The 25,205-nt window shown below is 71.7% G+C and carries 22 protein-coding genes; 10 read left to right on the forward strand and 12 right to left on the reverse strand.

Annotation, left to right across the window (positions count from 1 at the left end):
• Positions 1 to 21: 21 nt before the first annotated feature.
• Genes KUM38_RS31240 through KUM38_RS31265 form a run of 6 tightly spaced genes read right to left on the reverse strand, consistent with a single transcriptional unit; the run spans position 22 to position 6,487 of the window.
• Complete coding sequence (locus tag KUM38_RS31240; protein WP_217134331.1) at positions 22 to 1,446, reverse strand: BNR repeat-containing protein; 1,425 nt, start codon at positions 1,444 to 1,446, stop codon at positions 22 to 24.
• Between the two features lie 14 nt (positions 1,447 to 1,460).
• Positions 1,461 to 1,781 (reverse strand): L-rhamnose mutarotase, encoded by a 321-nt coding sequence (locus KUM38_RS31245; RefSeq protein ID WP_217134333.1) that lies wholly within the window; start codon positions 1,779 to 1,781, stop codon positions 1,461 to 1,463.
• Between the two features lie 31 nt (positions 1,782 to 1,812).
• Positions 1,813 to 2,898, reverse strand: a complete 1,086-nt coding sequence (gene rhaS / locus KUM38_RS31250) for a rhamnose ABC transporter substrate-binding protein (RefSeq protein ID WP_217134335.1) — start codon at positions 2,896 to 2,898, stop codon at positions 1,813 to 1,815.
• A 28-nt stretch (positions 2,899 to 2,926) separates the two neighbouring features.
• Positions 2,927 to 3,940, reverse strand: coding sequence for an ABC transporter permease (locus KUM38_RS31255; RefSeq protein ID WP_217134337.1), 1,014 nt, complete (start codon positions 3,938 to 3,940; stop codon positions 2,927 to 2,929).
• Positions 3,933 to 4,973: an ABC transporter permease gene (locus KUM38_RS31260; RefSeq protein WP_217134339.1), complete on the reverse strand. Its 1,041-nt coding sequence runs from the start codon at positions 4,971 to 4,973 to the stop codon at positions 3,933 to 3,935. The genes KUM38_RS31255 and KUM38_RS31260 overlap by 8 nt, the downstream gene beginning before the upstream one ends.
• Positions 4,970 to 6,487 (reverse strand): sugar ABC transporter ATP-binding protein, encoded by a 1,518-nt coding sequence (locus KUM38_RS31265; RefSeq protein ID WP_217134341.1) that lies wholly within the window; start codon positions 6,485 to 6,487, stop codon positions 4,970 to 4,972. Before KUM38_RS31265 ends, KUM38_RS31260 begins: the two co-directional genes overlap by 4 nt.
• Before the next feature lie 260 nt (positions 6,488 to 6,747).
• Here KUM38_RS31265 and rhaI point away from each other — a divergent pair, with 260 nt between their 5' ends.
• From rhaI to KUM38_RS31315, 10 genes are all read left to right on the forward strand, one after another.
• Positions 6,748 to 7,908, forward strand: coding sequence for an L-rhamnose isomerase (gene rhaI, locus KUM38_RS31270; protein WP_217134343.1), 1,161 nt, complete (start codon positions 6,748 to 6,750; stop codon positions 7,906 to 7,908).
• Positions 7,909 to 8,052: 144 nt separating this feature from the next.
• Positions 8,053 to 10,092 carry a bifunctional aldolase/short-chain dehydrogenase gene (locus KUM38_RS31275; RefSeq protein ID WP_217134345.1) on the forward strand — a complete coding sequence of 680 codons (2,040 nt, stop codon included), beginning with the start codon at positions 8,053 to 8,055 and terminating at the stop codon, positions 10,090 to 10,092.
• Positions 10,089 to 11,534 carry a rhamnulokinase family protein gene (locus KUM38_RS31280; RefSeq protein ID WP_217134347.1) on the forward strand — a complete coding sequence of 482 codons (1,446 nt, stop codon included), beginning with the start codon at positions 10,089 to 10,091 and terminating at the stop codon, positions 11,532 to 11,534. Before KUM38_RS31275 ends, KUM38_RS31280 begins: the two co-directional genes overlap by 4 nt.
• Before the next feature lie 73 nt (positions 11,535 to 11,607).
• Positions 11,608 to 12,363, forward strand: coding sequence for a (Fe-S)-binding protein (locus KUM38_RS31285; protein WP_217134349.1), 756 nt, complete (start codon positions 11,608 to 11,610; stop codon positions 12,361 to 12,363).
• On the forward strand, positions 12,360 to 13,838 hold the full coding sequence (locus KUM38_RS31290; protein WP_217134351.1) for a LutB/LldF family L-lactate oxidation iron-sulfur protein: 1,479 nt from the start codon (positions 12,360 to 12,362) through the stop codon (positions 13,836 to 13,838). The genes KUM38_RS31285 and KUM38_RS31290 overlap by 4 nt, the downstream gene beginning before the upstream one ends.
• On the forward strand, positions 13,835 to 14,476 hold the full coding sequence (locus KUM38_RS31295) for an LUD domain-containing protein (protein ID WP_217134353.1): 642 nt from the start codon (positions 13,835 to 13,837) through the stop codon (positions 14,474 to 14,476). Before KUM38_RS31290 ends, KUM38_RS31295 begins: the two co-directional genes overlap by 4 nt.
• 123 nt (positions 14,477 to 14,599) lie before the next feature.
• Positions 14,600 to 15,385 carry an ABC transporter ATP-binding protein gene (locus KUM38_RS31300; protein ID WP_374227109.1) on the forward strand — a complete coding sequence of 262 codons (786 nt, stop codon included), beginning with the start codon at positions 14,600 to 14,602 and terminating at the stop codon, positions 15,383 to 15,385.
• A 3-nt stretch (positions 15,386 to 15,388) separates the two neighbouring features.
• Entirely contained in the window at positions 15,389 to 16,699 is a 1,311-nt protein-coding gene (locus tag KUM38_RS31305) for an FtsX-like permease family protein (RefSeq protein WP_217134356.1), read from the forward strand.
• A gap of 88 nt (positions 16,700 to 16,787) precedes the next feature.
• Entirely contained in the window at positions 16,788 to 17,645 is an 858-nt protein-coding gene (locus KUM38_RS31310; protein WP_217134358.1) for a MoxR family ATPase, read from the forward strand.
• Positions 17,642 to 19,006 (forward strand): VWA domain-containing protein, encoded by a 1,365-nt coding sequence (locus tag KUM38_RS31315; RefSeq protein WP_217134360.1) that lies wholly within the window; start codon positions 17,642 to 17,644, stop codon positions 19,004 to 19,006. Before KUM38_RS31310 ends, KUM38_RS31315 begins: the two co-directional genes overlap by 4 nt.
• A 156-nt stretch (positions 19,007 to 19,162) precedes the next feature.
• Here KUM38_RS31315 and KUM38_RS31320 read toward each other — a convergent pair whose 3' ends face one another.
• The 6 genes from KUM38_RS31320 to KUM38_RS31345 form a co-directional block, all read right to left on the reverse strand.
• Complete coding sequence (locus KUM38_RS31320) at positions 19,163 to 19,522, reverse strand: cupin domain-containing protein (RefSeq protein WP_217134363.1); 360 nt, start codon at positions 19,520 to 19,522, stop codon at positions 19,163 to 19,165.
• A 140-nt stretch (positions 19,523 to 19,662) separates the two neighbouring features.
• Entirely contained in the window at positions 19,663 to 20,640 is a 978-nt protein-coding gene (locus KUM38_RS31325) for a pyridoxal-phosphate dependent enzyme (RefSeq protein WP_217134365.1), read from the reverse strand.
• Complete coding sequence (locus tag KUM38_RS31330; protein ID WP_217134367.1) at positions 20,637 to 21,326, reverse strand: transcriptional regulator; 690 nt, start codon at positions 21,324 to 21,326, stop codon at positions 20,637 to 20,639. The genes KUM38_RS31325 and KUM38_RS31330 overlap by 4 nt, the downstream gene beginning before the upstream one ends.
• Before the next feature lie 61 nt (positions 21,327 to 21,387).
• Positions 21,388 to 22,011: a sigma-70 family RNA polymerase sigma factor gene (locus tag KUM38_RS31335; RefSeq protein WP_217134369.1), complete on the reverse strand. Its 624-nt coding sequence runs from the start codon at positions 22,009 to 22,011 to the stop codon at positions 21,388 to 21,390.
• A gap of 153 nt (positions 22,012 to 22,164) precedes the next feature.
• A complete protein-coding gene (locus KUM38_RS31340; protein ID WP_217134371.1) occupies positions 22,165 to 22,800 on the reverse strand; it encodes a hypothetical protein in 636 nt (211 codons plus the stop codon).
• Between the two features lie 206 nt (positions 22,801 to 23,006).
• Complete coding sequence (locus tag KUM38_RS31345) at positions 23,007 to 25,088, reverse strand: DUF4185 domain-containing protein (RefSeq protein ID WP_308409100.1); 2,082 nt, start codon at positions 25,086 to 25,088, stop codon at positions 23,007 to 23,009.
• Positions 25,089 to 25,205 lie beyond the last annotated feature (117 nt).

The raw sequence follows: 25,205 nt of genomic DNA on the forward strand, positions 1-25,205 counted from the left end.
GCCGCCCTCGAGCGGTCACGGTCAGGCGGGCAGCCTGAAGTCGACTACGTGCAGGGGCGAGGGTGTCGTACCGGTGGACTTCTCCTGGTACATGACCGACAGCACCCCGTCCTGGGCGACGCGGGTCTCGTCGATCACCACCTCGCCGAAGGCGTTCAGGCCCGCGCCGTCGTACAGCGGCTTCCAGTCGGTGTGCCCGGAGGCCGCGGAGGCGGCGGCGATACGGCCGTAGGGGAACACGGCGTAGGCGTTGTCGTACCGGTCCAGGACCAGTCTGGTGCGCTGGCTGGAGTTGAGCGGGACGGGGATCTCGGTCTTCCGCCAGCCGCCGGCGGCGGTCCGGCGGACGTGGAAGGCGCGGCCGTGCGCCGTGCGGTCGGCGACGTAGTCCGTGGTGCACCGGCCGAAGCGGCCGGGGACGTAGGAGATGATCGCGTGCGGCCGGCCGGCGGAGTCGGTGAACTGGCTCTCCTGGTTCATCAGGGAGTGGTCCGGGTTCAGCGGGTCGACCACCAGTCCGGGGTCGGTGACGGAGACCCGGTCGGAGGTCCCGGTTCTGCCGACGACGGTGCCGGCGTCGTTGCGCCAGGTGCGGCCGCGGTCGTCGGAGTGGACGTAGCCGGTGTCGTGGTTGGTGATGCCGCCGCCGGAGCACATCACGGCGCCGTTCTGCTCGCGCCAGGTGAAGAAGGCGTGCAGGCGGCCGTTCCGGTCGTAGTCGATGCCGTGCAGGTACATGTTGCGGGCGGTGGAGGAGCCGTGCTCGCTGGTGTAGGTGCCGGTGGAGGCGCTCCACTCCCCCAGCGCGGTCCACCGGGTGCCGTCGTACTCGGCGAGGGCGTTGCGGCCGTTGCCGGAGACGCCGGCCCGGTAGCTGAGCTGGAGCCGGCCCTCGGGGGTGGCGACGAACTGCGGGTAGGTGAACTGCGAGGTGAGGGCGAGCCCGTCCAGGGTGGACTGCGGGGCGCCGAAGCGGCTCGCGGTCCAGCTCAGCCCGGTGGGGTCGTCCAGGAGGCCGGCGACGGATTTGACGTAGGTGAAGCCGTCGCTGTGGGAGTCCATGGTGAGGTGCAGGCGGCCGTCGGTCCTCGACACGCCCATGGAGATGACGTTGTGCGAGTCGTCGTAGCGCAGGGCGTGGCCGACCCGCACGGTCTGCCAGGTGCTCGCGCCGAGGGCGCGGCGGCCGACGACGGCGCCCCGGTCGGCGGTGTACCAGGCGGCGTACTGGTGGCCCTTGTGGGTGAGCAGGCCGTTCTTCTGGAAGGAGTTGTTGTTGACCAGGCCGTCGTAGGACACGAAGTAGATGGCCCGGTTGTCGAGCGTGGTGCTGCCGGTGCGGGTGACCGACGGGCCGGGCGCGGCGGCCCGGGCGGTGCCGGCGGCCAGGGCGGGGGCCGCCGCGGTGCCGAGGAGTGCTCCGGCCAGGAGAGTGCGTCGTCTCATCGCGGGCTCCGTCGTCAGGCGAGGTGGAAGACCTCGGTCAGCGGTTTCATCGCCTCGTCCGGCCGGGGGCCGTCGAGGGACTCGAAGAAGGGGGACATCTCGGCCTGCCAGCGGCCGTTGACCTCGGTGGCCTCCATGCCGGCCCTGGCGGCCTCGAAGTCCTCGGTCTCCAGGTAGCCGACGAGGAGGCCGTCGTCGCGCAGGAAGAGGGAGTAGTTGTGCCAGCCGGTGGCCGAGAGCGCCTCGCGCATCTCGGGCCACACGGCGGCGTGGCGTTCGCGGTACTCGGCGATCCGGTCCTGTCGGACCTTGAGCAGGAAACAGACGCGTTGCATGAAGTACCGCTCCTTCAGGGGGTGGTCGGGATCAGAAGTCGAACTGGTCGATGTTCTCGGCGTCGAAGACGGTGGGCTTGCCGAGGTTGATCACGCCGTCCTTGCCGATGGTGTACTCGCCCATCGCGCCGGCCGTGAAGGTCTCGCCCTCCTTGCCGGTGATCTGGCCGGAGGACAGGGCGATCGCGGTGCGGGCGGCCAGCTCGCCGAGCTTGGCCGGGTCCCAGAGCTCGAACGCCTCGACGGTGCCGTTCTTGACGTACTTGCGCATGTCGTTGGGGGTGCCGAGGCCGGTCAGCTTGACCTTGCCCTTGTACTTGGAGCCGGACAGGTACTGGGCGGCGGCCTTGATGCCGACGGTGGTCGGGGAGATGATCCCCTTCAGGTTCGGGTACTCCTGGAGCAGGCCCTGGGTCTGCTGGAAGGACTGCTGGGCGTCGTCGTTGCCGTAGGCGACCTTGACCAGCTTCATGTCCTTGTACTTGGGATCCTTGAGCTCGTCCTTCATGAACTCGATCCAGGCGTTCTGGTTGGTCGCGGTCTGCGCGGCGGACAGGATCGCGATCTCGCCCTTGTAGTCGATCTGCTCGGCGAGCAGCTGCACCTCGGTGCGGCCCAGGTCCTCGCCGCTGGCCTGCGAGACGAAGGCGTTGCGGCAGTCGGCGGTGGTGTCCGAGTCGTAGGTGACGACCTTGATGCCGTTCTTCATCGCCTGCTTGAGCGCGGTGCACAGGGCGCCGGGGTCCTGCGCGGAGACGGCCATGGCGTCGACCTGCTGCTGGGTCAGGGTGTTGACGTAGGAGACCTGTCCCGCGGTGTCGGTGGCGCTGGAGGGGCCGACCTCCTTGTAGGTGGAGCCCAGTTCCTTGACGGCCTTCTCGCCGCCCTTGTCGGCGGTGGTGAAGTAGGGGTTGTTGACCTGCTTGGGCAGGAAGCCGACGGTCAGGCCCTTCTTGGTGGCCGCGTTCGGGTCGGCCTTGCCGGCCGAGGCCGCCGCGCCGCCGCCCTCGTTCTTGACGTCCTCCTTGGTGGTGCCGCCGCAGGCGGTGGCGGCCAGGGCGAGCGAGGTGACGGCGGCGAGGGCCGCGCAGGTGCGGCGGATGGATGCCTTGCGCATGGTGGGTTCCTTAGAGGACGAGAAGGGTTCAGGAGGTGGGGGTGGGGGCCTTGGAGACCGGTGGTGACGTGGCTGCCCGGCGTCCGGCCCTCGCGACGGCGATCTGCCGGGCGACACGCGGTCCGAGCACGGACAGGACCAGGAGCACACCGGTGACGACGATCTGCGACTGCGCGGAGACGTCCTGCAGGCTCATCACGTTCTGCAGCGCGCCGAGCAGGAACACGCCGGCGATCGCGCCGCCGAGCGTCCCCTTGCCGCCGTCGAAGTCGATGCCGCCGAGCAGCACGGCCGCCACGACGGAGAGTTCGAGGCCGGTGGCGTTGTCGTAGCGGGCGCTGGCGTAGTGCAGGGCCCAGAAGACGCCGGTGAGGGAGGCCATCAGACCGGTCAGGGTGAACAGGATCAGCTTCTGCCGCTTGACGCGGATGCCGGCGAACCGGGCCGCCTCCTCGCTCGCGCCGACCGCGAACAGCGACCGGCCGAACGGAGTGGCGTGCAGGGCGACGACGGCGATGGCGAGCAGCACCAGGAAGGGCAGGAGGGCGTACGGGACGAACGTGTCGCCGATGCGTCCGGCGGCGAAGTCCAGGTACGGCGCGGGGAAGTCGGTCACCGCGTCGGAGCCGAGCACGATCTGCGCGATGCCCCGGTAGGCGGCCAGCGTACCGATGGTGACGGCGAGGGACGGCAGCCCGAGGCGGGTCACCAGCAGGCCGTTGACCAGGCCGCAGACGACACCGATCACGAGGCAGATCGGGATGATCGTCTCGATGGTCATGCCCTGGTTCCACAGGGCGCCCATCACCGCGCCGGACAGGCCGGCCGTGGAGGCCACGGACAGGTCGATCTCGCCGGAGACCACGAGCAGGGTCATGGGCAGGGCGATCAGCGCGATCGGCAGGGTGTTGCCGATGAGGAACGACAGGTTGAGCGCGTTGCCGAAGCCGTCGACCGTGGTGAAGGACAGCAGCAGGACGACGACGAGCAGGGCGCCGACGACCGTGTCCCAGCGGACCGCGCGCGTGAGGGACTCAGGCATGGCGGGCGTTCCTCTTCTTCAGGGCGGAGGCCACGCGCAGCGCGACGATCCGGTCGACCGCGATGGCGAGGATGAGCAGGATGCCGTTGATGGCGAGCACCCACACGGAGCTGACGCCGAGGGCGGGCAGCACGCTGTTGATGGAGGTCAGCAGCAGCGCGCCGAGGGCCGCGCCGTAGACGCTGCCGGAGCCGCCGGTGAAGACCACGCCGCCGACCACGACCGCGCTGACGACGGTGAGTTCGTAGCCGTTGCCGGTACCGGAGTCGACGTTGCCGAACCGGGCCAGGTACAGGGCGCCGGCGAGGCCGGCGAGGGCGCCGCAGAAGGTGTACGCGGCGAGGATCCGCTTGCGCACGGGGATGCCGGCGAGCCGGGCGGCCTCGGGGTTGGAGCCGAGCGCGTACAGCTCGCGTCCGCTGCCGAAGTGCTTGAGGTAGTACGCCGTCGCCACCAGCACCGCGAGCGCGATGAGGGCCAGGTACGGCACCGCCGAGATGCCGCCGGAGCCGAAGTCGACGAACCCCTCGGGGAGGTCGGCGGCCGTGATCTGGCGGGAGCCGACCCAGATGGAGTCGATGCCGCGGATGATGTAGAGCGTGCCGAGGGTGACCACGAGGGCGGGCACCTGGCCGAGGCTGACGAGCAGGCCGTTGAGCAGTCCGAAGCCGATGCCGAGCAGGACGGCGAGGGCGACGGCGACGACCGGGTTCCCGCCGTCCTGGAGGTAGACGCCGGCGGCGAAGGCGCTGATGCCGAGGGTGGAGCCGACGGACAGGTCGACGTTGCGGGTGATGACGACCAGGGACTGGCCGGTGGCGACCAGGACCAGGATGGTCGCGTTCAGCAGCAGGTCCTTGATGCCCTGTTCGGACAGGAACTCGCTGTTGCCGGCCTGGGTGACGGCGATCATCACCAGGAAGACGACGAGGATGGCGAGTTCGCGCATCTTGAAGACGCGGTCCACCAGCCGGGTGGCGCCGGCCTTGGGCACCTCGGCGACGGGGGCTTCTTCGGGAGCGGCGACCGTCATGCGGCGGCCCTCCCCGTGGCTGCGGCCATCACGGTTTCCTCGGTGGCGTCGGTGCGGGGGATCTCGGCGGTGAGCCGGCCCTCGTGCATCACCAGCACGCGGTCGGCCATGCCGAGGATCTCGGGCAGGTCGGAGGAGATCATCAGGACGGCGACGCCGTCGGCGGCGAGCTGGGACAGCAGCCGGTGCACCTCGGCCTTGGTGCCGACGTCGATGCCGCGCGTGGGCTCGTCGACGATCAGCACCTTCGGGCCGGTGGCGAGCCACTTGGCGAGGACGACCTTCTGCTGGTTGCCGCCGGACAGGGTGTTCACCGTGTCGGCGATCCGGGCGTACTTGACCTGGAGCTTGACGGCCCAGTCGAGGGAGCGGCTGCGTTCGGCGCCGCGGTCCATCAGGCCGGCCTTCACGGTCGTACGGAGTCCGGTGAGGCCGATGTTGCGCTCGATGGACATGTCCATCACCAGGCCTTGGGCGCGCCGGTCCTCGGGGACCAGGGCGAGGCCTGCGGCCATGGCCGTGGACGGGGCGCCGTTGGTCAGTTTCCGTCCGTCGACCTCGACCTCGCCGGCGTCCCAGCGGTCGACGCCGAACACGGCGCGGGCCACCTCGGTGCGCCCGGCGCCGACGAGTCCGGCCAGGCCGACGATCTCACCGCGCCGCACGTCGAAGGAGACGTCGGTGAAGACGCCCTCGCGGGTCAGCCGGCGCACGCTCAGGGCGATCTCGCCCGGCGTCACGTCCTGCTTGGGGTAGAGCTCCTCGAGGTCGCGGCCGACCATGCGGCGGACCAGGTCGTCCTCGGTCATGCCCTCCAGCGGCTCGCTGGAGATCCAGGCGCCGTCGCGGAGCGTGGTGACCCGCCGGCAGATCTCGAAGATCTCCTCCAGGCGGTGGGAGATGAACAGCACCGCGGCGCCCTGGTCGCGCAGGGTGCGCACGACGCCGAAGAGGCGGGCGACCTCGCTGCCGGTGAGGGCGGCGGTGGGCTCGTCCATGATCAGGACGCGGGCGTCGAAGGAGAGCGCCTTGGCGATCTCGACGATCTGCTGGTCGGCGATGGACAGACCGCGGGCCGGACGGTCCGGGTCGAGCTCGACGCCGAGCCGCCGCATCAGGGCGGCGGTGGCGTCGTGGGTGGCGCGGTGGTCGATCCGGCCGAGCGCCTTCCGGGGCTGCCGGCCCATGAAGATGTTCTCGGCGATCGACAGGTCGGGGAAGAGCGTGGGCTCCTGGTAGATCACGGCGATACCGGCGTCGCGGGCGTCACCGGGGCCGTGGAAGACGACGGGGGCACCGTCGAGCAGCACCTGGCCGGTGTCCGGACGGTGCACTCCGGCGAGCGTCTTGATGAGGGTCGACTTGCCGGCTCCGTTCTCGCCGGCGAGGGCGTGCACCTCCCCGGGGAACAGCTCCAGGGAGACGTCCCGCAGTGCGCGGACCGCGCCGAAGGACTTGGAGATGTCCTTCAGCGCGAGAACCGGGGCCGGACCCGTGTCGGACGGGTGGGTCATGAGGGCTCCTCGACGACGCCGACGGGAGGCCCCACGACGTCGTGAAAGGTTTCAACTGGGTTGCCGGGACGTTAGGCGCGCGACGCATGTCACGTCAATGGGTCCCGGTCGAAAAACTTTCGACACCTTCAGGTCTCGGCCTGGTCACAGAGGACGGTCTTTGCCGAAAGGGTTGACACCCCTTCGGGAGACCCATAGCTTCCCGTTCTGAATCGTTTCACTCAGTGGTCGTTACGACCCGATGTCACAGGAGCCCTGACGTGACCGAGCTCGCCGCGGTGAAAGCCGCTCTCAAGACACAGGCCGTGGAGACGCCGTCCTGGGCGTACGGGAACTCGGGGACCCGGTTCAAGGTGTTCGCGCAACAGGGCGTCCCCCGCACCCCGCAGGAGAAGCTGGACGACGCCGCCCAGGTGCACGCGTTCACGGGCGTGGCGCCGACGGTGGCGCTGCACATCCCCTGGGACAAGGTCGAGGACTACGCGGCGCTGGCCAAGCACGCCGAGGACCGCGGGGTGAGGCTCGGCGCGATCAACTCCAACACCTTCCAGGACGACGACTACAAGCTCGGCAGCGTCTGCCACCCGGACGCGGCGGTGCGCAGGAAGGCCGTCGACCACCTGCTGGAGTGCGTCGACATCATGGACGCGACCGGCTCCAAGGACCTGAAGCTGTGGTTCGCCGACGGGACGAACTACCCCGGGCAGGACGACATCCGGGCCCGGCAGGACCGGCTCGCCGAAGGGCTCGCCGAGGTGTACGAGCGGCTCGGGGACGACCAGCGGATGCTGCTGGAGTACAAGTTCTTCGAGCCGGCGTTCTACACGACGGACGTGCCGGACTGGGGCACCGCCTACGCGCACTGCCTGAAGCTGGGCGAGAAGGCGCAGGTCGTGGTCGACACCGGTCACCACGCTCCGGGGACCAACATCGAGTTCATCGTGGCGACGCTGCTGCGGGAGGGGAAGCTCGGCGGGTTCGACTTCAACTCGCGGTTCTACGCCGACGACGACCTGATGGTCGGTGCCGCCGACCCGTTCCAGCTGTTCCGGATCATGTACGAGGTGATCCGTGGGGGTGGGTTCGCTCCCGAGGTGGCGTTCATGCTCGACCAGTGCCACAACATCGAGGCGAAGATCCCGGCGATCATTCGTTCCGTCATGAACGTTCAGGAGGCGACGGCGAAAGCGCTGCTGGTCGACCGGGTGGCGTTGGGTGAGGCACAGGCCTCGGGGGACGTGCTCGAGGCGAACGCCGTGCTGATGGACGCGTACAACACGGACGTGCGTCCGCTGCTGCGTGAGGTGCGGGAGGAGATGGGGTTGGACCCCGAACCCCTTGTCGCCTATCGGCGGTCCGGGTGGGCCGAGAAGATCGTTGCCGAGCGGGTTGGTGGGGAGCAGGCCGGTTGGGGGGCGTGAGCGTCTGCCGAGTTCTGTTCGTCGCGGACTGCGGGTCGGTTGTGGTTGATCGCGCCCGCGCGGCGGTAGCCGCACATCCGACACCGCCCCGCGCCCCTGGAGGGGCGCACCACTCACCCTCTTTCACGTAAGGACTGGACGTTCATGGCAACCCATCCCGAAGCCGCCGCTCTGCTCGCTCGATCGCACCGGCTCGGCGCCGACCCCCGCAACACCAACTACGCCGGCGGCAACACCTCCGCCAAGGGCACCGACACCGACCCCGTCACCGGGGGTGACGTCGAGCTGATGTGGGTCAAGGGGTCCGGGGGCGACCTCGGGACGCTGACCGAGGCGGGGCTGGCCGCGCTGCGGCTGGACCGGCTGCGGGCGCTGACCGATGTGTACCCGGGTGTCGAGCGCGAGGACGAGATGGTCGCCGCGTTCGACTACTGCCTGCACGGCAAGGGCGGTGCGGCCCCGTCGATCGACACCGCGATGCACGGGCTCGTCGACGCCGCGCACGTGGACCACCTCCACCCCGACTCCGGGATCGCGCTCGCCTGCGCGGCCGACGGGGAGAAGCTGACCGCCGAGTGCTTCGGCGACACCGTGGTGTGGGTGCCGTGGCGGCGGCCCGGTTTCCAGCTCGGGCTGGACATCGCCGCCGTGAAGAAGGCCAACCCGCAGGCCATCGGGTGTGTGCTCGGCGGGCACGGCATCACCGCGTGGGGCGACACCTCCGAGGAGTGCGAGCGCAACTCGCTGCACATCATCCGCACCGCCGAGGAGTTCCTCGCCGAGCGCGGCCGGCCGGAGCCGTTCGGGCCGGTGATCGAGGGGTACGAGGCGCTGTCCGGGGAGGAGCGGCGGGAGCGGGCCGCCGCACTGGCGCCGTACGTCCGCGCCGTCGCCTCGCAGGACCGGCCGCAGGTCGGCCACTTCGACGACTCCGACGCCGTACTGGACTTCCTGGCCCGCGCCGAGCACCCGCGGCTGGCCGCGCTGGGCACCTCCTGCCCGGACCACTTCCTGCGCACCAAGGTCCGCCCGCTCGTCCTCGACCTGCCGCCGTCCGCCCCGCTCGACGAGGCGGTCGCCCGGCTGAAGGAACTGCACGCGGCCTACCGCGAGGAGTACGCCGCCTACTACGCGCGGCACGCGGAGCCGGACTCCCCCGCGATGCGCGGCGCCGACCCGGCGATCGTGCTGGTGCCGGGCGTGGGCATGTTCAGCTTCGGCAAGGACAAGCAGACCGCGCGGGTGGCCGGCGAGTTCTACCTCAACGCGATCAACGTGATGCGCGGGGCCGAGGCGGTCTCCACGTACGCGCCGATCGAGGAGTCGGAGAAGTTCCGCATCGAGTACTGGGCGCTGGAGGAGGCCAAGCTCCGGCGGATGCCGAAGCCCAAGCCGCTCGCCACCCGGGTGGCGCTGGTGACGGGTGCGGGCAGCGGGATCGGCAAGGCGATCGCCCAGCGGCTGGTGGCCGAGGGCGCGTGTGTCGTCGTGGCCGACCTGAACGGGGAGAACGCCGAGCGGGTCGCCGAGGAGCTGGGCGGGTCCGACAAGGCCGTCGCCGTGACCGTCGACGTGACGTCCGAGGAGCAGATCGCGGATGCCTTCAAGGCCGCCGTGCTCGCCTTCGGCGGGGTCGACCTGGTGGTGAACAACGCCGGTATCTCGATCTCCAAGCCGCTCCTGGAGACGTCCGCGAAGGACTGGGACCTGCAGCACGACATCATGGCCCGCGGTTCCTTCCTCGTCTCGCGCGAGGCGGCCCGGGTGATGACCGCACAGGAGCTGGGCGGCGACATCGTCTACATCGCGTCGAAGAACGCGGTGTTCGCCGGCCCGAACAACATCGCCTACTCGGCCACCAAGGCCGACCAGGCGCACCAGGTGCGCCTCCTCGCCGCCGAGCTGGGTGAGCACGGCATCCGCGTCAACGGCGTCAACCCGGACGGTGTGGTGCGCGGCTCCGGGATCTTCGCGGGCGGCTGGGGCGCCAAGCGCGCCGCCGTGTACGGGGTGCCGGAGGAGAAGCTGGGCGAGTTCTACGCCCAGCGGACGCTGCTGAAGCGCGAGGTGCTGCCCGAGCACGTGGCGAACGCCGTGTTCGCGCTGACCGGCGGCGACCTCACCCACACCACCGGACTGCACGTCCCGGTCGACGCCGGCGTCGCCGCCGCGTTCCTGCGATGAGCTCCGTGAAGTCCTACGCCGCGGTCGACCTCGGCGCGTCCAGCGGACGCGTCATGGTCGGCCGCGTCGGCCCCGACAGCCTGGAGCTGACCGAGGTCAACCGCTTCCCCAACCGGCCGGTGCGCGTGCCCGAGGGGCTGCGCTGGGACGTCCTCTCGCTGTACGCCGGGGTGCTGGACGGGCTGAAGGCGGCCGGGCAGGTGGACTCCGTCGGCATCGACAGCTGGGCCGTGGACTACGGGCTGCTGGACGCGGACGGGGCGCTGCTCGGCAACCCGGTGCACTACCGCGACAGCCGTACCGACCAGATCGCGGAGAAGGTGTGGGCGACCGTGCCCGCCGGGGAGCTGTACGCGGCGACCGGTCTGCAGTACGCGCCGTTCAACACGCTGTACCAGTTGACGGCGGCCCGCGACTCGGCCCAACTGACGCAGGCCCGGAGGCTGTTGCTGATTCCGGATCTGCTGACGTACTGGCTGACCGGCGAGCAGGGCACGGAGCTGACCAACGCCTCGACCACCCAGCTGATCGACCCGCGCACCCGCGACTGGGCGCACGGGGTCGCGGAGCGCCTCGGCATCGACCTCGGACTGTTCGCGCCGCTGCGCCGGCCCGGGGACGCGGCCGGGGTGCTGCGGCCCGAGGTGCTGGAGGAGACCGGGCTGGCCGGGCCGGTCCCGGTGACGGCGGTCGGCTCGCACGACACCGCGTCCGCGGTGGCCGCCGTACCGGCGGACGGCGAGCGGTTCGCGTACATCTGCACCGGCACCTGGTCGCTGGCCGGTCTCGAGCTGGACGCGCCGGTGCTCACCGAGGAGAGCCGGGCCGCCAACTTCACCAATGAGCTGGGGCTGGACGGCACGGTCCGCTATCTGCGCAACATCATGGGCCTGTGGCTGCTCCAGGAGTGCGTGCGGGCCTGGGGCGAGCCGGATCTGGGCACGCTGCTGCTCGACGCGGCCAAGGTGCCGGCGCTGCGGTCGGTGGTGGACGCCGGGGACGCGGCGTTCCTCGCGCCCGGGCGGATGCCGGAGCGGATCGCCGGGGCCTGCCGGGACTCGGGACAGCCCGTGCCGGTCACCCCCGCCGAGATCACCCGGTGCATCCTCGACTCGCTCGCCCTGGCCCACCGCAAGGCCGTCACCGACGCGCAGCGGCTCGCCGGGCAGTCGGCCGACGTGGTGCACATCGTGGGCGGCGGCACCCGCAACGCCCTGCTGTGCCAGCTGACCGCCGACGCCTGCGGGCTGCCGGTGGTGGCCGGGCCGACGGAGGCGGCGGCCCTGGGCAATGTGCTGGTACAGGCCCGTGCCCATGGACTGGTCGGCGACCTGGCCGGGATGCGGCGGCTGCTCACCCGTACGCAACCGCTGACGCGGTACGAACCGCGCGGCGGTACGCAGCGGTGGCAGGCGGCGCAGGCCCGGCTCGCCCGGGGCTGACGCGGTCTCCCCCGGGCCCCCGCTCCCCCACTACCCTGCATTCACCCGATGATCGATCTCACTAGGAGCCGCGATGCGTGTCGCACTGTTCCTGACCTGTGTCAACGACACGCTGTATCCGGACACCGGGCGCGCCGTGGTGAAACTCCTGACCAGGCTGGGCGTCGACGTCGACTTCCCGATGGCGCAGACGTGTTGCGGACAGGCGCACTACAACACGGGCTACCGGCACGAGGCCGAGCCGCTCGCCCGGCATTTCTCCGATGTCTTCGGGGAGTACGAGGCGATCGTGACACCGTCCGGGTCGTGCGGGGCGATGGTGCGGGATCTGTATCCGCGGATGGGTGAGCGGGCCCGGGCGGAGGGCCGCGGGGACACCCTCGCGGCGACGCTGGCGCCGTTGGTGCCGAAGACGTACGAGCTGACGGAGTTCCTGGTGGACGTGCTGGGGGTGACGGACGTCGGGGCGTACTACCCGCACAAGGTGACCTACCACCCGACCTGTCACGGGCTGCGCGTGCTGGGCCTGGGCGAGCGGCCCCGGCAGCTGCTGCGGGCGGTGAAGGGGCTGGAGCTGGTCGAGCTGCCGGGCGCCGAGGAGTGCTGTGGCTTCGGCGGCACCTTCGCCCTGAAGAACTCCGACGTCTCGGCGGCGATGGGCACCGACAAGGTGCGCAACGCCGAGTCGACGGGCGCCGAGGTGCTGTGCGCGGCGGACAACTCGTGCCTGATGCACATCGGCGGAACGATGACCAGGCTGCGGACCGGCATGCGGCCGGTGCACATCGCGGAGATCCTGGCGAGCACGGAGGAGGAACCGGCCGTATGAGCGGGACTTTCGTCGGGATGCCGGCGTTTCCCAAGGCCGCCCACGAGGCGGTCGGCAACGCGACGCTGCGCGGCAATCTGCGGCACGCCACGCACACCATCCGGGCCAAGCGGGCGAACGCCGTCGCGGAGCTGCCCGACTGGGCGGAGCTGCGGGAGGCCGGCAAGCGGATCAAGGACCACACGCTCCGTCATCTGGACCGCTACCTCGAGCGGTTGGAGGAGTCGGTGACGGCGGCGGGCGGCACCGTGCACTGGGCCGTCGACGCCGACGAGGCCAACCGGATCGTGGCACGGCTGGTCAAGGACACCGGTGAGTCGGAGGTCGTCAAGGTCAAGTCGATGGCCACGCAGGAGATCGGCCTCAACGAGGCCCTGGAGGCGGAGGGCATCGCCGCCTACGAGACCGATCTGGCCGAGCTGATCGTGCAGTTGGGCAAGGACCGGCCCTCGCACATCCTGGTGCCGGCGATCCACCGCAACCGCGGGGAGATCCGGGAGATCTTCGCCCGGGAGATGAGCGAGTGGGGCCGCCCCGCCCCGGAAGGGCTGGCGGACACGCCCGCCGAACTCGCCGAGGCGGCCCGGCTGCACCTGCGGGAGAAGTTCCTGCGCGCCAAGGTCGGCGTCTCCGGCGCCAACTTCATGGTGGCCGAGACCGGCACGCTGGTGGTGGTGGAGTCCGAGGGCAACGGGCGGATGTGCCTGACCCTGCCCGAGACGCTGATCTCGGTCGTCGGCATCGAGAAGATCGTGCCGACCTGGCGGGACCTGGAGGTGTTCCTGCAGACCCTCCCCCGTTCCTCGACCGCCGAGCGGATGAACCCGTACACCTCGACGTGGACCGGCACCACCGACGAGGACGGCCCGCGGAACTTCCACCTGGTCCTGCTGGACAACGGCCGCACCGACACCCTCGCCGACGAGGTGGGCCGGCAGGCACTGCGCTGCATCCGCTGCTCCGCCTGCCTCAACGTGTGCCCGGTGTACGAGCGGGCCGGCGGCCACGCGTACGGCTCGGTCTACCCGGGCCCGATCGGCGCCATCCTCAGTCCTCAACTCCGGGGAACCGGCAGCGAGATCGACGCCTCCCTGCCGTACGCCTCGTCGCTGTGCGGGGCCTGCTACGAGGTGTGCCCGGTCGCCATCGACATCCCCGAGGTGCTGGTGCATCTGCGGGAGCGGGTGGTGGAGGGCGGGGAGGTGACCCGGGGCGGCAACAAGGTGGTGCTCAAGCCGGCCAAGGGGCACGCCGCCGAACGCGCCGCGATGCGCGCCGCCCGCTGGGCGTTCACGTATCCCGAAGCCCTGCGCACCGGCCAGCGCCTCGCCTCGCGCACCCGCCGCCTCCATCCGCGCACCCTGCCGGGCCCCGGCCGGGCGTGGAGCGGGACCCGGGACCTGCCGCCGGTGCCGGCGGAACCGTTCCGGGACTGGTGGCAGCGTACGCAGAGCGGGAAGGGAGCGGCGAAGTGAGCAGCAGGGAACGGATCCTGGGCCGGGTGCGGCGCGCCCTCGCCGACGTACCGAAGGACGACACCCCGTACGAGCGGGCCCTCGCCCGTGACTACCTGCGCGAGCACGGTACGCGCACCGTCGAGGAGACGGTGGACCTCCTCGCGGAGAACCTGGCCGACTACCGGGCCCTCGTGCACCGTACGGATCCGGCCGGGCTGGCCGGGGTGGTCGCCGGGCTGCTCGCGGCGCGCGGCGCGTCGTCGGTGCTCGTTCCGCCCGGCCTCGACGAGGACTGGCTCGCCGGGGCGGAGGTGACCCGGGTCATGGACCGGGCGGAGAGCACGCCGCACGAGCTGGACCGGGTCGACAGTGTGGTCACCGCCTGCGCGGTGGCGGTCGCCGAGACGGGCACGATCGTGCTGGACGGCTCCCCCGACCAGGGCCGGCGCCGGATCACCCTGGTCCCCGACCACCACATCTGTGTGGTCCGGGTCCCGGACCAGGTCGTCTCCTCCGTCCCCCAGGCCCTCGAACGCCTCGACCCGGCCCGTCCGCTCACCTGGATCTCCGGCCCGTCGGCGACCAGCGACATCGAACTCGACCGGGTGGAGGGCGTGCACGGACCGCGCACGCTGGAGGTCGTGCTGGTCGGGTGAAGCCCCTCGGGGGGTGTCGCTGAGTACACCCCCCGATACGGGTTCTGCGCCCCATGTGGTGCGGCCGTCTTCTCCGTAGCGTCTTGAGCGTGGCACAGGACGTGCCGGACGGAGGAGATGACGATGTTTCGCAACGGGTCACGACGCGACCACGACACGGGCCCCGCCCCCGAGGCGCTGCGGCTGGTGAAGGTCAGCAAGTCCTACGGCATCGCGGACAGCGCCGTGACCGCCCTCGACGGGGTGACGCTCGGCCTGGCGCGGGGCACGTTCACCGCGGTGATGGGGCCGTCGGGCTCGGGCAAGTCGACGCTGCTGCAGTGCGCGGCGGGTCTTGACCGGCCGGACAGCGGGATCGTGCGCGTCGACGGGACCGAGCTGACGGGCGGCAGCGAGGCGGAGCTGACGAAGTTCCGGCGCGGGCGGATCGGGTTCGTGTTCCAGCAGTACAACCTGCTGGAGACGCTGACCGTCGCGCAGAACACCGTGCTGCCGCTGAAGCTGGCCGGAAAGCGCGTGGACCGGAGGCGGGCCCGGGAGATCCTCACCGCCGTCGGTCTGGGCGACCGGCTCCGGCACCGGCCCGACCAGTTGTCCGGCGGTCAGCGGCAGCGGGTGGCGATCGCCCGGGCGCTGGTCACCGAACCCCGGGTGATCTTCGCGGACGAGCCGACCGGCGCCCTGGACACGCGCAGCGCGCGGGAGGTGCTGACGCTGCTCCAGCAGTCGGTGCGGGTGCACGGGCGGACCGTGGTGATGGTGACGCACGACCCGGTCGCCGCCTCCTACGCCGACAGCGTGCTGTTCCTCGCGGACGGCCGTCTGGCCGGCCGGATGGACGCGCCGACGGCGGACGCGGTGGCCGAGCGGCTGGCGCACCTGGGCGACGACATGACGGCGGGGGTGTGAGCCGTGTTCGTACTGGCCATGCGGTCGATCCGGCAGCGGCCCGGACGGTTCCTCGCGACGCTGCTGTCCGCCTTCCTGGGCGCGGCGATCATCATGATGTTCAACTCGATGCACGACACGGCCGGACAGCCGGGCGTGGACGCGGTGAGCTCCGACACCCTGGGAACGGCGGCCGGCGTCGTCGGCGGGTACGGCACGCTGCTGGTGCTCTTCGCCGTCGCCTCGACCCTGACGGTGAACGTGCGGCAGCGGGCGGCCGAGCTGGAGCTGTTGCGCTGCTCGGGGGCGACCCCGGCGCAGATCAAGCGGATGGTCGTGGGTGAGGCGGTGGCCGTGGCCCTGGTGGGCGCGGCGCTGGCGATCGGCCCGGCGATGCTCGGCGGGCGGGTGCTGCTGGACATGTTCCAGGACGGCGGTCAGGTCGCGCGGTCGGTCGAGTACTCCTTCGGTCCGATCGCGCTGCTGTCCGGCGTGCACATCACCCTGCTCGCGGCGGCGGGCGCCGCGTTCCTCGCCGTGCGGCGGGTGACGCGGCGCGGCAGGGAACGCGTCCGGGCACGGCGGTTCCTGGCGTACGGCGCGCTGGCCGCCGGGGCCGCCGGAGCGGGCTCGACCTTCTTCTTCTCCGCGACGGACGAGGTGCTGATGGCGCCGCCCGCCCAGGGGGCGATCATGCTCTCGGTGGGGTTCGCGCTGATGTCGCCACGGCTGCTGAAGGGCGTACTGGACCGGCTGGCGCTGAGCGGGGCGAGCGGGTGGCTGGCCGTGCGGAACCTTCGGCAGCGGGCCGGGGAGCTCGCCGGGATCCTGGTGTCACTGATCATGTTCACGGCCGTGTCCACGGCGACGCTCACCATGCAGGCGGTGGAGAGCGACGCCGTCGCGGCCTCGGGCCTGGTGAAGTCGGTCGACGCGAAGAACCTGGAGACGCTCAACCTCACCGTCGTCGGCATCATCGCCGTCTTCGTCTGCGTCATGCTGGTCAACTCGCTGTACGCCGCCACGACCTACCGCTCCCGCGAGTTCGGGCAGCAGCGTCTGGCGGGGGCCACTCCGGGGCAGGTGCTCGGCGTGGTGGGTGCCGAGGGCGCGATCCTCACGGTCGCGGGGGTGTTCTTCGGCACGATGGCCGCGCTGGCCGGGGTCGTCCCGTTCACGGTCGTCCGCACCGACGGGGTGCTGCCGGACCAGTTCCTCGGCACATGGCTCGCCACGGTGGCGGTGACGGCCGCGGTGACCCTCGGGACGAGCCTGGGCACGGCGCGACGCGTGCTGCGCACACCGGCGGTGCGGGCGGTCGCCCTGACCGCGTGACAGAGCGGTGAGCAAGCGCTTGGATAGGGTCCGGGCACCCCAGGGTGCCCGGACCGTGCCGTTTCCGCGCTTCAGCCGGAGGTTTCCGTTGTTCCGTTCCGTCGACGACGTCTCCGCGCGCCTCGCCGAGACCGGCTATCTGGCGTCGCCCGCGGTCGCCACGACCGTCTTCCTCGCCGACCGGCTCGGCAAGCCGCTGCTGGTGGAGGGCCCCGCCGGGGTCGGCAAGACCGAACTGGCCAAGGCCGTCGCCCAGGTCGCCGGGGCCCGGCTGGTGCGCCTGCAGTGCTACGAGGGCGTCGACGAGTCGCGGGCGCTGTACGAGTGGAACCACGCCAAGCAGCTGCTGCGGATCAGCGCCGGCCGCGACGAGAGCTGGGACGAGACCCGCACGGACATCTTCAGCGAGGAGTTCCTGCTGCCCCGTCCGCTGCTGACGGCCCTCCGCGGCGACGACCCCAAGGTGCTGCTGATCGACGAGACCGACAAGGCGGACGTGGAGGTCGAGGGCCTGCTCCTCGAGGTCCTCGGCGACTTCCAGGTGACCGTTCCGGAACTGGGCACCGTCACCGCCACCCGCCGTCCGTTCGTGGTCCTCACCTCGAACGCGACCCGGGAGCTGTCGGAGGCGCTGCGCCGCCGCTGTCTGTTCCTGCACATCGGCTTCCCCGACGCGGAGCTGGAGCGGCGGATCGTACGGCTGAAGGTGCCGGGCATCGACGCGGCGCTGGCCGAGTCCGTCGTACGGGTCGTGGGGGCGCTGCGCGCCATGGACCTGCGGAAGGCGCCGTCGGTGGCCGAGACCGTCGACTGGGCCCGCACCCTGCTGGCGCTGGGCGCCGCCACCCTGGACGAGACGGTCGTGCGCGACAGCCTCGGCGTGATCCTCAAGCACCAGGACGACATCCAGAAGGCGGCGGCCAAGCTCGACCTGGACGCCGTGTGAACGCCGTCGCGGACTCGGCCCTCGCGGCCCGGCTGACCGGCCTCGTCGACGCGCTGCGCTCGCACGGGGTGCGCGTCGGCACGGGAGAGACCGTGGACGCGGCCCGCGCGACGGAGGCGCTCGGACTCGCCGACCGGGAGCTGCTCCGGGAGGGCCTGGCGGCGACCCTGCTGCACGGTACCGCTCAACGCCCGGTGTTCGACGCCGTCTTCGACCTGTATTTCCCGCGCGGGGTCGGCGCGCCGGAGGGCGGACGCGGGGACCGGGACGAGCTGCGCGAACGGCTGGCGGCCGCGCTCGCCGACAACGACACCGCCCTGATGGGCCGGTTGGCGGTGGAGGCGGTCGACGGCTTCGGCGGGTACGGGAGTTCACCGGGGTCGGACGGCTGGTCGTCGTACCAGACGCTGGAGCAGCTGCGTCCGCAGACCCTGCTGGCGCGGGTGCGGGACGAGGTGCGCGGGCGGGACGGTTCGGCGGGCTTCGGCGACCGGCTGCTCGAGGACGAGATCCGGCGGCGCATCGAGGAGTTCCGGCGGATGGTGGCCGTGGAGGCGCGGCGCCGGGTGGCGGAGCGACGGGGCCGGGACGAGATCGCCCGGCGTGCGGTGGCCCCGACCGCCGACCGCGTCGACTTCCTCTTCGCCGGGAAGGACCGGCTGGCCGAACTGCGCCGGACGGTGCGGCCGCTGGCCCGCAAGCTGGCGACCCGGCTGGCCGCCCGCCGCCGACGGGCCGCGCGCGGCAGCATCGATCTGCGCCGGACGCTGCGCGGCTCGCTGTCGACCGGCGGGGTGCCGATGCGGCCCGTGCTGCGCCGGCGCAGGCCCGCCCGGCCCGAACTGGTGCTGCTGTGCGATGTGTCGGGCTCGGTGTCCGGGTTCTCCGACTTCACGATGCTGCTGGTGCAGGCGCTGCACGACCAGTTCTCCAAGGTGCGGGTGTTCGCCTTCGTCAACCGGATCGACGAGGTGACCGGGCTGCTCGTGCGCGGCGCCGCCGACCCGGAGGGCCTGGGTGCGCGGATCCAGGGCGAGGCGGCCGTCACCGGCCGGCACGGCAGCAGCGACTACGGCACGGCGCTGGGCGAGTTCGCCGAACGGTACGCCGATGCCGTGGGCCCGCGCACGACGGTGTTCGTCCTCGGCGACGCCCGCACCAACACGGCCGACCCGAACCTGGCGGCCGTACGTGAGCTGGTCCGGCGCGCCCGGCGCGTCCACTGGCTGAACCCGGAGCAGCGCTCCCGCTGGGGCACGGGCGATTCCGCCGCACCCGCGTACGCGGGGCTGGTGGAGATGCACGAGTGCCGCAACGCACGGCAGTTGAGCGCGCTGGTCGGAGGGCTGCTCCCGGTGTGACGGGGCCCGGACGGCGCCACCGCACGGCTCCGGGGAACCGATGTCCGATCCGCCGGGCCGGGACCCTCCTGCCGCCGTGACCGCCGACGGCCGTCCCGCGAGGTGCTCCCTGGGCGAGGACGGCCGTGCGCGTCGGGGTGCGACTCCGGTGACCGGCTAGTCGGCCTTGGCGTAGTCCTGGGCCATGCCGCCCGCGAAGTCGTGCACCACGACCTGCTCGTCGCCGACGACCCACGCGTCGTGGCCCGGTGCGCAGACGAAGACGTCTCCGGGGCCGACCTCCTGCTCGGCGCCGTCGTCCATGCGGATGTGCATACGGCCCTGGACGACATAGCCGTTGTGGTGGATCCGGCAGCTCTCCGTCCCCGCGATGGGACCGACGGACTCGGACCAGCGCCACCCGGGCTCGAATGTGGCCACGGCGAAGTCCAGTCCTGTCATGTGGACGGCTTCCAGGTGCCCCCTGGGGAAGTCGCGCCTCTCGTCCGGCTTGTCCAGCGTCTTGATCTCGAGCATGGCCCTGTTCCCTTCCGACCGTCGCCTGCACGGCCGGGTCCGGTCTCCGTCTGCCTCGAACGGCGCCGGCGGGGGCCGGGCCCCACCCCTCCATCGTCCGTCCGTCCACTCGGGGACGCCATTCGGGTGAAGCCGGTACGTCAGTCGCCCGGACCGCAGAGCCGGGCGAAGCGGCCGGCGTCGATGTTGCCGCCGGACAGGATCAGGCCGACGCGGGGCGGGAGGGGGCCCGCGCGGCCGGTGAGCAGTGCGGCGAGCGGGGTGGCGCCGCTCGGCTCGAGGACGATCTTCAGCCGCTCGAAGGCGAACCGCATCGCGTCCCTGATCTCGTCGTCGCCGACCAGCACGATCCCGTCCAGGAGCCGCCGGTTGAGGGAGAACGTCAGCTCGCCCGGGGTGTGCAGGGCCTGGCCGTCGGCGATGGTGCGCGGGACCGGGACGCTCACGCGCCGGCCCGCCTCCAGGGACCGCTTGGTGTCGTCGCCGGCCTCCGGCTCGACGCCGATCACCCGCGTGGCGGGGTACAGGCCCTTGACGGCGGTGGCGCTTCCGGCGATCAGTCCCCCGCCGCCGACCGGTGCGAGCAGTGCGTCCAGCCGCCCCGTTTCCTCCGCGAGCTCGAGGGCTGCCGTACCCTGTCCCGCGATGACGTGCGGGTGCTCGTAGGGCGGGACGAGGGTCAGGCCGCGCTCGGCGGCGAGGGCCTCGGCGAGGGCGACCCGGTCGCCGGTGTAGCGGTCGTAGGTGACGATCTCGGCGCCGTATCCCTCGGTGGCCGCGCGCTTCGACGGCGGCGCGTCCTCGGGCATGACGATGACGGCGGTGGTGCCCAGCTCCCGGGCGGCCAGGGCGACGGCCTGGGCGTGGTTCCCGGAGGAGTAGGCGGCGATGCCCCGGGACAGCTGGTCGGGGGTGAGCCGGGAGGCCGCGTTGTAGGCGCCGCGGAACTTGAAGGCGCCCACCCGCTGGAAGTTCTCGCACTTGAGGTGCACCTCGGCGCCGACGAGCGCGTCCAGGGTGCGGGAGCGCAGGACGGGCGTACGGTGTGCGACGCCCTTGAGCCGCCCGGCGGCGGCACGGACGTCGTCGAGGGTGACCGGCGGGATGGTGGTCGTCATGTGCTGCCTCCGGCGGGGGTCGGGTCGGTCGTCGTCCTGGACTGGGAGAGGTAGCTGTAGGCGGAGGCACGGGAGATGCCGAGCCGGCCGGCGACCTGCTCGACCGCCCGCCGCACGGCGAAGACTCCGCGGGCGTCCAGGTCCCGGAACAGCCGCAGCCGTTCCTCGCGGTCGAGCTGGGCCCAGTCCCGGTGCTGCCGCAGCTGGTGGGCGTCGACGATCGCCTCCACCACGGAGTCGATGTCGTTGCCGAAGGCGGTCGTCGGCGGTTCGGCGGAACCGGTGCCGAGACCGGCGAGGGCGCCGAGCAGGGTGTGCGCCCGGCCGACGGCGGTGACGTCGACGTTGACGCACAGGGCGCCGAACACCGCTCCCGCGGAGTCCCGGAGCACCATCGTGGAGGACTTCACGAGGACGCCGTTCCCGGTCCGGGTGACGTAGTTGAGCTCGTCGGCGGCCTGATCGCCCCGGGCCAGCATCCGCATGCCGATCTCGCTCATCGCCCCGCCCACCGTCCGCCCGGTCACGGAGCCGGCCACGGCGACCACCGATCCCTCCGGGCGCCGGTAGTCGTGCAGCACCACCTCGCAGACCGGCCCGAACGTCGCGGCGATCCCGTCGACGAGCGGCGCCAGCGCGGCGAGGATCGCGTCCCGCTCGGCGTCCCGGCCCTGTGCGGCCGCCATGAGCCCACCTCCTGCCTGTTCCACCTACCTTTCTCAGACTATACGTCCAACTGCTGGATTTTCAGTCCAGTACCGGTTTCCGTACCGCCGTGCTCGCCTCCTCCGCCCCCTCCGCCTCGGCGACGAGGGCGGCGAGGGTCGTCCGCGCGCGGGCGACGCGGGAGCGGACCGTGCCGACCGGGCAGTCGCCGAGGGCCGCCGCCTCCGCGTACGGCAGCCCGAGCAGCTGCGTGAGGACGAACGCCTCGCGCCGCTCGTCCGGCAGCCGGTCCAGCAGGTCGAGCAGCACGATCCCGTCGTCGAATCCGGGCAGTCCGCGCGGCTGTGCCCGTTCCACGGTCAGCTGCCAGTCGGGGACATCCGCCGTCCGGGGCCGTACGGCCGTGTACCGGTGGCTGTCGGCCACCGCGCGGCGGGCGATGGCCAGCAGCCAGGTGCGGGCCGAGGAGCGTCCCTCGAACCGGTGCAGGCTGCCGAGCGCCCGCAGGAACGTGTCCTGGGTCAGATCGTCCACCGCCTGCGGGTCGGCGCACAGATGGGCGACGTAACGGATGACGTCACGGTGCAGGGCGCGGACGAAGCGGTCGACGGCGTCGGAGTCACCGCCGCGCGCGGCCAGCGCCCAGGCGGTCGCCGCGTCGTCGGTGGGTCTTCCGGCAGGGGTGGGCAGGGTGGAAGTGATCACCTGAGGTCCTTCGCGGGGGAACCGGGAACCGCGGGCGTGCGCGGCCCGGCCGGCGGGGATACGGCCGCGGGCGGTACGCGGAACGAGGCTGTACCGGCACACGGCCGGAGCCCGGGGCGCGCAGGGGCGGCCCCGGGGTGTCACCGGCTGCCGTCAGAGGGCAGCGGCCCCGGCGGGCGGACCGCGGGAGGTGATCGCGTGGACGAGGAGGAGGAGACGCGGCACGCGGTCCGAGCGGCGGCGCCGGCGGACGCGGGGGGACGGACGGCGCGGCGGCACCGGCGCGAGGAACAGCAGCCGCATCGGGGCGGCCAGCCATCCGCCGACGGTCCGCAGCACCCGGAACACCGCCCGCTCGCCGTACCCGAGCCACAGGCCGCACAGCAGCGCGGCCAGCAGGTGGGCGGCGAGCATGCCCGCCGAGGAGTCGCCGGAGGGCGCCCTGTGTCCCTCCATGCCCGTACCCGTCCCCATGGGCATGGGCGTGGAGTGCATGCCGTGCGGCATCGCGCTCCCGTCCATGAAGTCGGCGTGGGCGGGCTCCACCAGGGAGAAGGCCGAGTGCAGAACCGTCTGGGCGGCGACGGCGACGGCCGTGATCAGCGGCAGTCCGCGCTCACGCCCCGCGAGTCCCCAGCCCAGGGCACCGGTCACGGCCCAGCCTGCCGCCAGCGTCCCGAGGGGGACGTGGTCGCCGGACATCATGACGTGCCCCAGGGCGGCGAGCACGACACAGACGGCCGCGAACACCGCGGCCCGTCCCGTGCGAGCACCCCACCCAGCAGTCATGACCCCTCATCGTCGCACCCGGGCCCCAACCGGTCACCCGTGGATACGGTTTCTCCCACGCCCGCAACTCATTCCCCGGTATGTGATCCAGAACACCCTTCAAAGTGGTCGGAGTTGCGGGAAACGAAAAGGGCCCGGCCGGCCGTGGTCCCGTACGGGGGGAGCGGGAACCACGGCCGGCCGGGCCGGTCAGGGGGCGGGTGGGGTCAGAGGCTCGTCTCCCCGGCGAGGCCGAAGAAGTCGTGCCACTTCCTGCCGTCGACGAAGCCGTCCGTCCCGTTGGACCGGTTCACGTAGACGTCGGCCAGGTCGTTGTGGGTGAAGGTGACGATGTCGTCCTTGCCGTCGCCGTCGTAGTCGCCCAGGTACGGGAACTCGCCGTCCGGCGCGAAGTAGTCCGCCCACTTCTGGCCCGTGCCGAAGGACTTGCCGCCGGACAGGGCCACGTAGACGTCGCTCGCCTCGCCACCGGTGAAGGTGACGATGTCGTCCTTCCCGTCACCGTCCGCATCACCGACGCGCGGCCGCTCGCCCTCGGGGGCGAAGTGGTCGTGCGCCTTGTACGGAGTGCCGAACTTCCCGCCCTCGTTCAGGGCGACGTACACATCGTTGCCGGCGTCCTGGGTGAAGGCGATGATGTCGTCCAGGCCGTCCCCGTCGACGTCGCCGACGGCCGGGAACTGGGCCCAGGGCGCGAAGTCGTCGTGCCACTTCTGGCCCGCGCCGAAGGTGTCGCCGTCCGAGAGGGCGACATGCACATCGGCCGTGTCCTCGCGGGTGAAGGTGATGATGTCGTCGATGCCGTCGCCGTCGAAGTCGCCCACCGCGGGCACCTCACGGCCGGGGGCGAAGTGGTCGTGCCACTTCTCGCCCGTGCCGAGGGACTTGCCGTCGGAGGCGGCGACGTACACGTCCGCGTTCGCGCCGTGGGTGAAGGTGACCGCGTCGTCCTTGTCGTCGCCGTTGAAGTCACCGGTCAACGGGGTCTCCCCGCCCGGCGCGAAGTGGTCGTTCCACTTCACCTCACGGCCGTCGAACCCACTGCCCGTGGACCTCGCGACATAGACGTCGGCCCGGTCGTCCTGGGTGAAGGTGACGATGTCGTCCTTCAGGTCGCCGTCGAAGTCGGCCGGGGAACCGCTCATCATGCCGCCGCCGGTGAGCCGCACCCGCATCAGGTAGACGTTGTACGGCTGCCACTGCGACATCGTGAAGTACAGATACGGGCTGTTGGAGTCGGCCGACCACGGGTGGATGAACGACCCGTACAGCTGCGGGTAGTCGGCGCCGGACGCGACCACCTGCTTGCCGCTCCACGGCCCCCACGGCGTCGCCGAGGTCCGCATCACGATCGAGCCGCCCGGGTCGTCCAGGTACATCATCACGAACCGGCCGAGATAGCGGCTGTACTGCACGGACAGTTCACCGACCGGAGCCCCGGCGATCGGCGTGGCGGCGTACGGGTCGGTCACCCAGTCGCCACCGGTCCAGTACCGGTAGGCACCGGGCTCCAGGAGCTGCCCCTCGGGGACGCGGGACAGGAACACGTCCCCGAAGCGGCCGTTCCTGGTGCCGTACAGGTAGACGTAGCCGCCCTGCTTGAGCATCGCCGCCATCTGGAACTTGTTGCCGAAGGACGCGTCGTTCTGCCAGCGGGCGTCGGCGTCCTTCACCCAGTTCTCGCCGTTGTCGTCCGAGTAGGCGATGCCCGAGTAGTTGGTGAACCACTCGCCGCCCTTCGGGCTCCAGCGGCGCACCGACATGTAGTGCATGTACTGCCGGTCGCCGACCGAGATGCCGGCGGTGGGGATGGTGGTCAGCTCGTCGTTGTCGACGCGCTTGCACGGCAGGACCTGCTTGGCGTGGCCCGGGCGGTCCGTCGCCATGCTGTCGATGCTCATGCCGTCGGCCAGGTTGTGGTCCGCGCTGCGCGCCACCAGGTTGCAGCGCCAGTCGAGCGTGGCCTGGTCGCCGACGGCGGCACCCGGCCCCGTCCAGCCGTTGCCGTAGGAGTCGCCGAAGGCGGTGAGGATCTCACCCTTGCCGTTGTCCCACATGATGCCGAGGTCGGTCGCCTTCAGCTGCCAGCGGACGTCGGTGGCGCTGGTGGAGCCGGGGCCGGTCAGCTTGGCGACGCGCTCGGCGCGCGAGACGACACCGGCGGCCTTGACTTCGGCGGTGTCCGCCGAGGCCGCGGCGGTGGGCGAGGCGCCGGCGAACAGTGAGCCGATGACCAGGGAGGCCAGCGACAGTACGGCCGGGAGAAGTCTCCCGGTAGTGCGTTTCACCACGTGTTCCTTTCCGGTCAGAGGCTGGTTTCGCCGGGGGTGCCGAAGAAGTCGTGCCACTTGCGGCCGTTGACGAAGCCGTCGGTGCCGTTGGAGGTGGCGACGTAGACGTCGGCC

The organism is Streptomyces sp. AC558_RSS880, from assembly GCF_019049255.1.
Taxonomy (GTDB): Bacteria; Actinomycetota; Actinomycetes; order Streptomycetales; family Streptomycetaceae; genus Streptomyces.

Excerpts from the sequence above, each read along its gene's own strand:
- KUM38_RS31240 (WP_217134331.1), bottom strand. The coding sequence starts at position 1,446 with ATGAGACGACGCACTCTCCTGGCCGGAGCACTCCTCGGCACCGCGGCG.
- KUM38_RS31245 (WP_217134333.1), bottom strand. The coding sequence starts at position 1,781 with ATGCAACGCGTCTGTTTCCTGCTCAAGGTCCGACAGGACCGGATCGCC.
- rhaS (WP_217134335.1), bottom strand. The coding sequence starts at position 2,898 with ATGCGCAAGGCATCCATCCGCCGCACCTGCGCGGCCCTCGCCGCCGTC.
- KUM38_RS31255 (WP_217134337.1), bottom strand. The coding sequence starts at position 3,940 with ATGCCTGAGTCCCTCACGCGCGCGGTCCGCTGGGACACGGTCGTCGGC.
- KUM38_RS31260 (WP_217134339.1), bottom strand. The coding sequence starts at position 4,973 with ATGACGGTCGCCGCTCCCGAAGAAGCCCCCGTCGCCGAGGTGCCCAAG.
- KUM38_RS31265 (WP_217134341.1), bottom strand. The coding sequence starts at position 6,487 with ATGACCCACCCGTCCGACACGGGTCCGGCCCCGGTTCTCGCGCTGAAG.
- KUM38_RS31275 (WP_217134345.1), top strand. The coding sequence starts at position 8,053 with ATGGCAACCCATCCCGAAGCCGCCGCTCTGCTCGCTCGATCGCACCGG.
- KUM38_RS31280 (WP_217134347.1), top strand. The coding sequence starts at position 10,089 with ATGAGCTCCGTGAAGTCCTACGCCGCGGTCGACCTCGGCGCGTCCAGC.
- KUM38_RS31285 (WP_217134349.1), top strand. The coding sequence starts at position 11,608 with ATGCGTGTCGCACTGTTCCTGACCTGTGTCAACGACACGCTGTATCCG.
- KUM38_RS31290 (WP_217134351.1), top strand. The coding sequence starts at position 12,360 with ATGAGCGGGACTTTCGTCGGGATGCCGGCGTTTCCCAAGGCCGCCCAC.
- KUM38_RS31300 (WP_374227109.1), top strand. The coding sequence starts at position 14,600 with ATGTTTCGCAACGGGTCACGACGCGACCACGACACGGGCCCCGCCCCC.
- KUM38_RS31320 (WP_217134363.1), bottom strand. The coding sequence starts at position 19,522 with ATGCTCGAGATCAAGACGCTGGACAAGCCGGACGAGAGGCGCGACTTC.
- KUM38_RS31325 (WP_217134365.1), bottom strand. The coding sequence starts at position 20,640 with ATGACGACCACCATCCCGCCGGTCACCCTCGACGACGTCCGTGCCGCC.
- KUM38_RS31330 (WP_217134367.1), bottom strand. The coding sequence starts at position 21,326 with ATGGCGGCCGCACAGGGCCGGGACGCCGAGCGGGACGCGATCCTCGCC.
- KUM38_RS31340 (WP_217134371.1), bottom strand. The coding sequence starts at position 22,800 with ATGACTGCTGGGTGGGGTGCTCGCACGGGACGGGCCGCGGTGTTCGCG.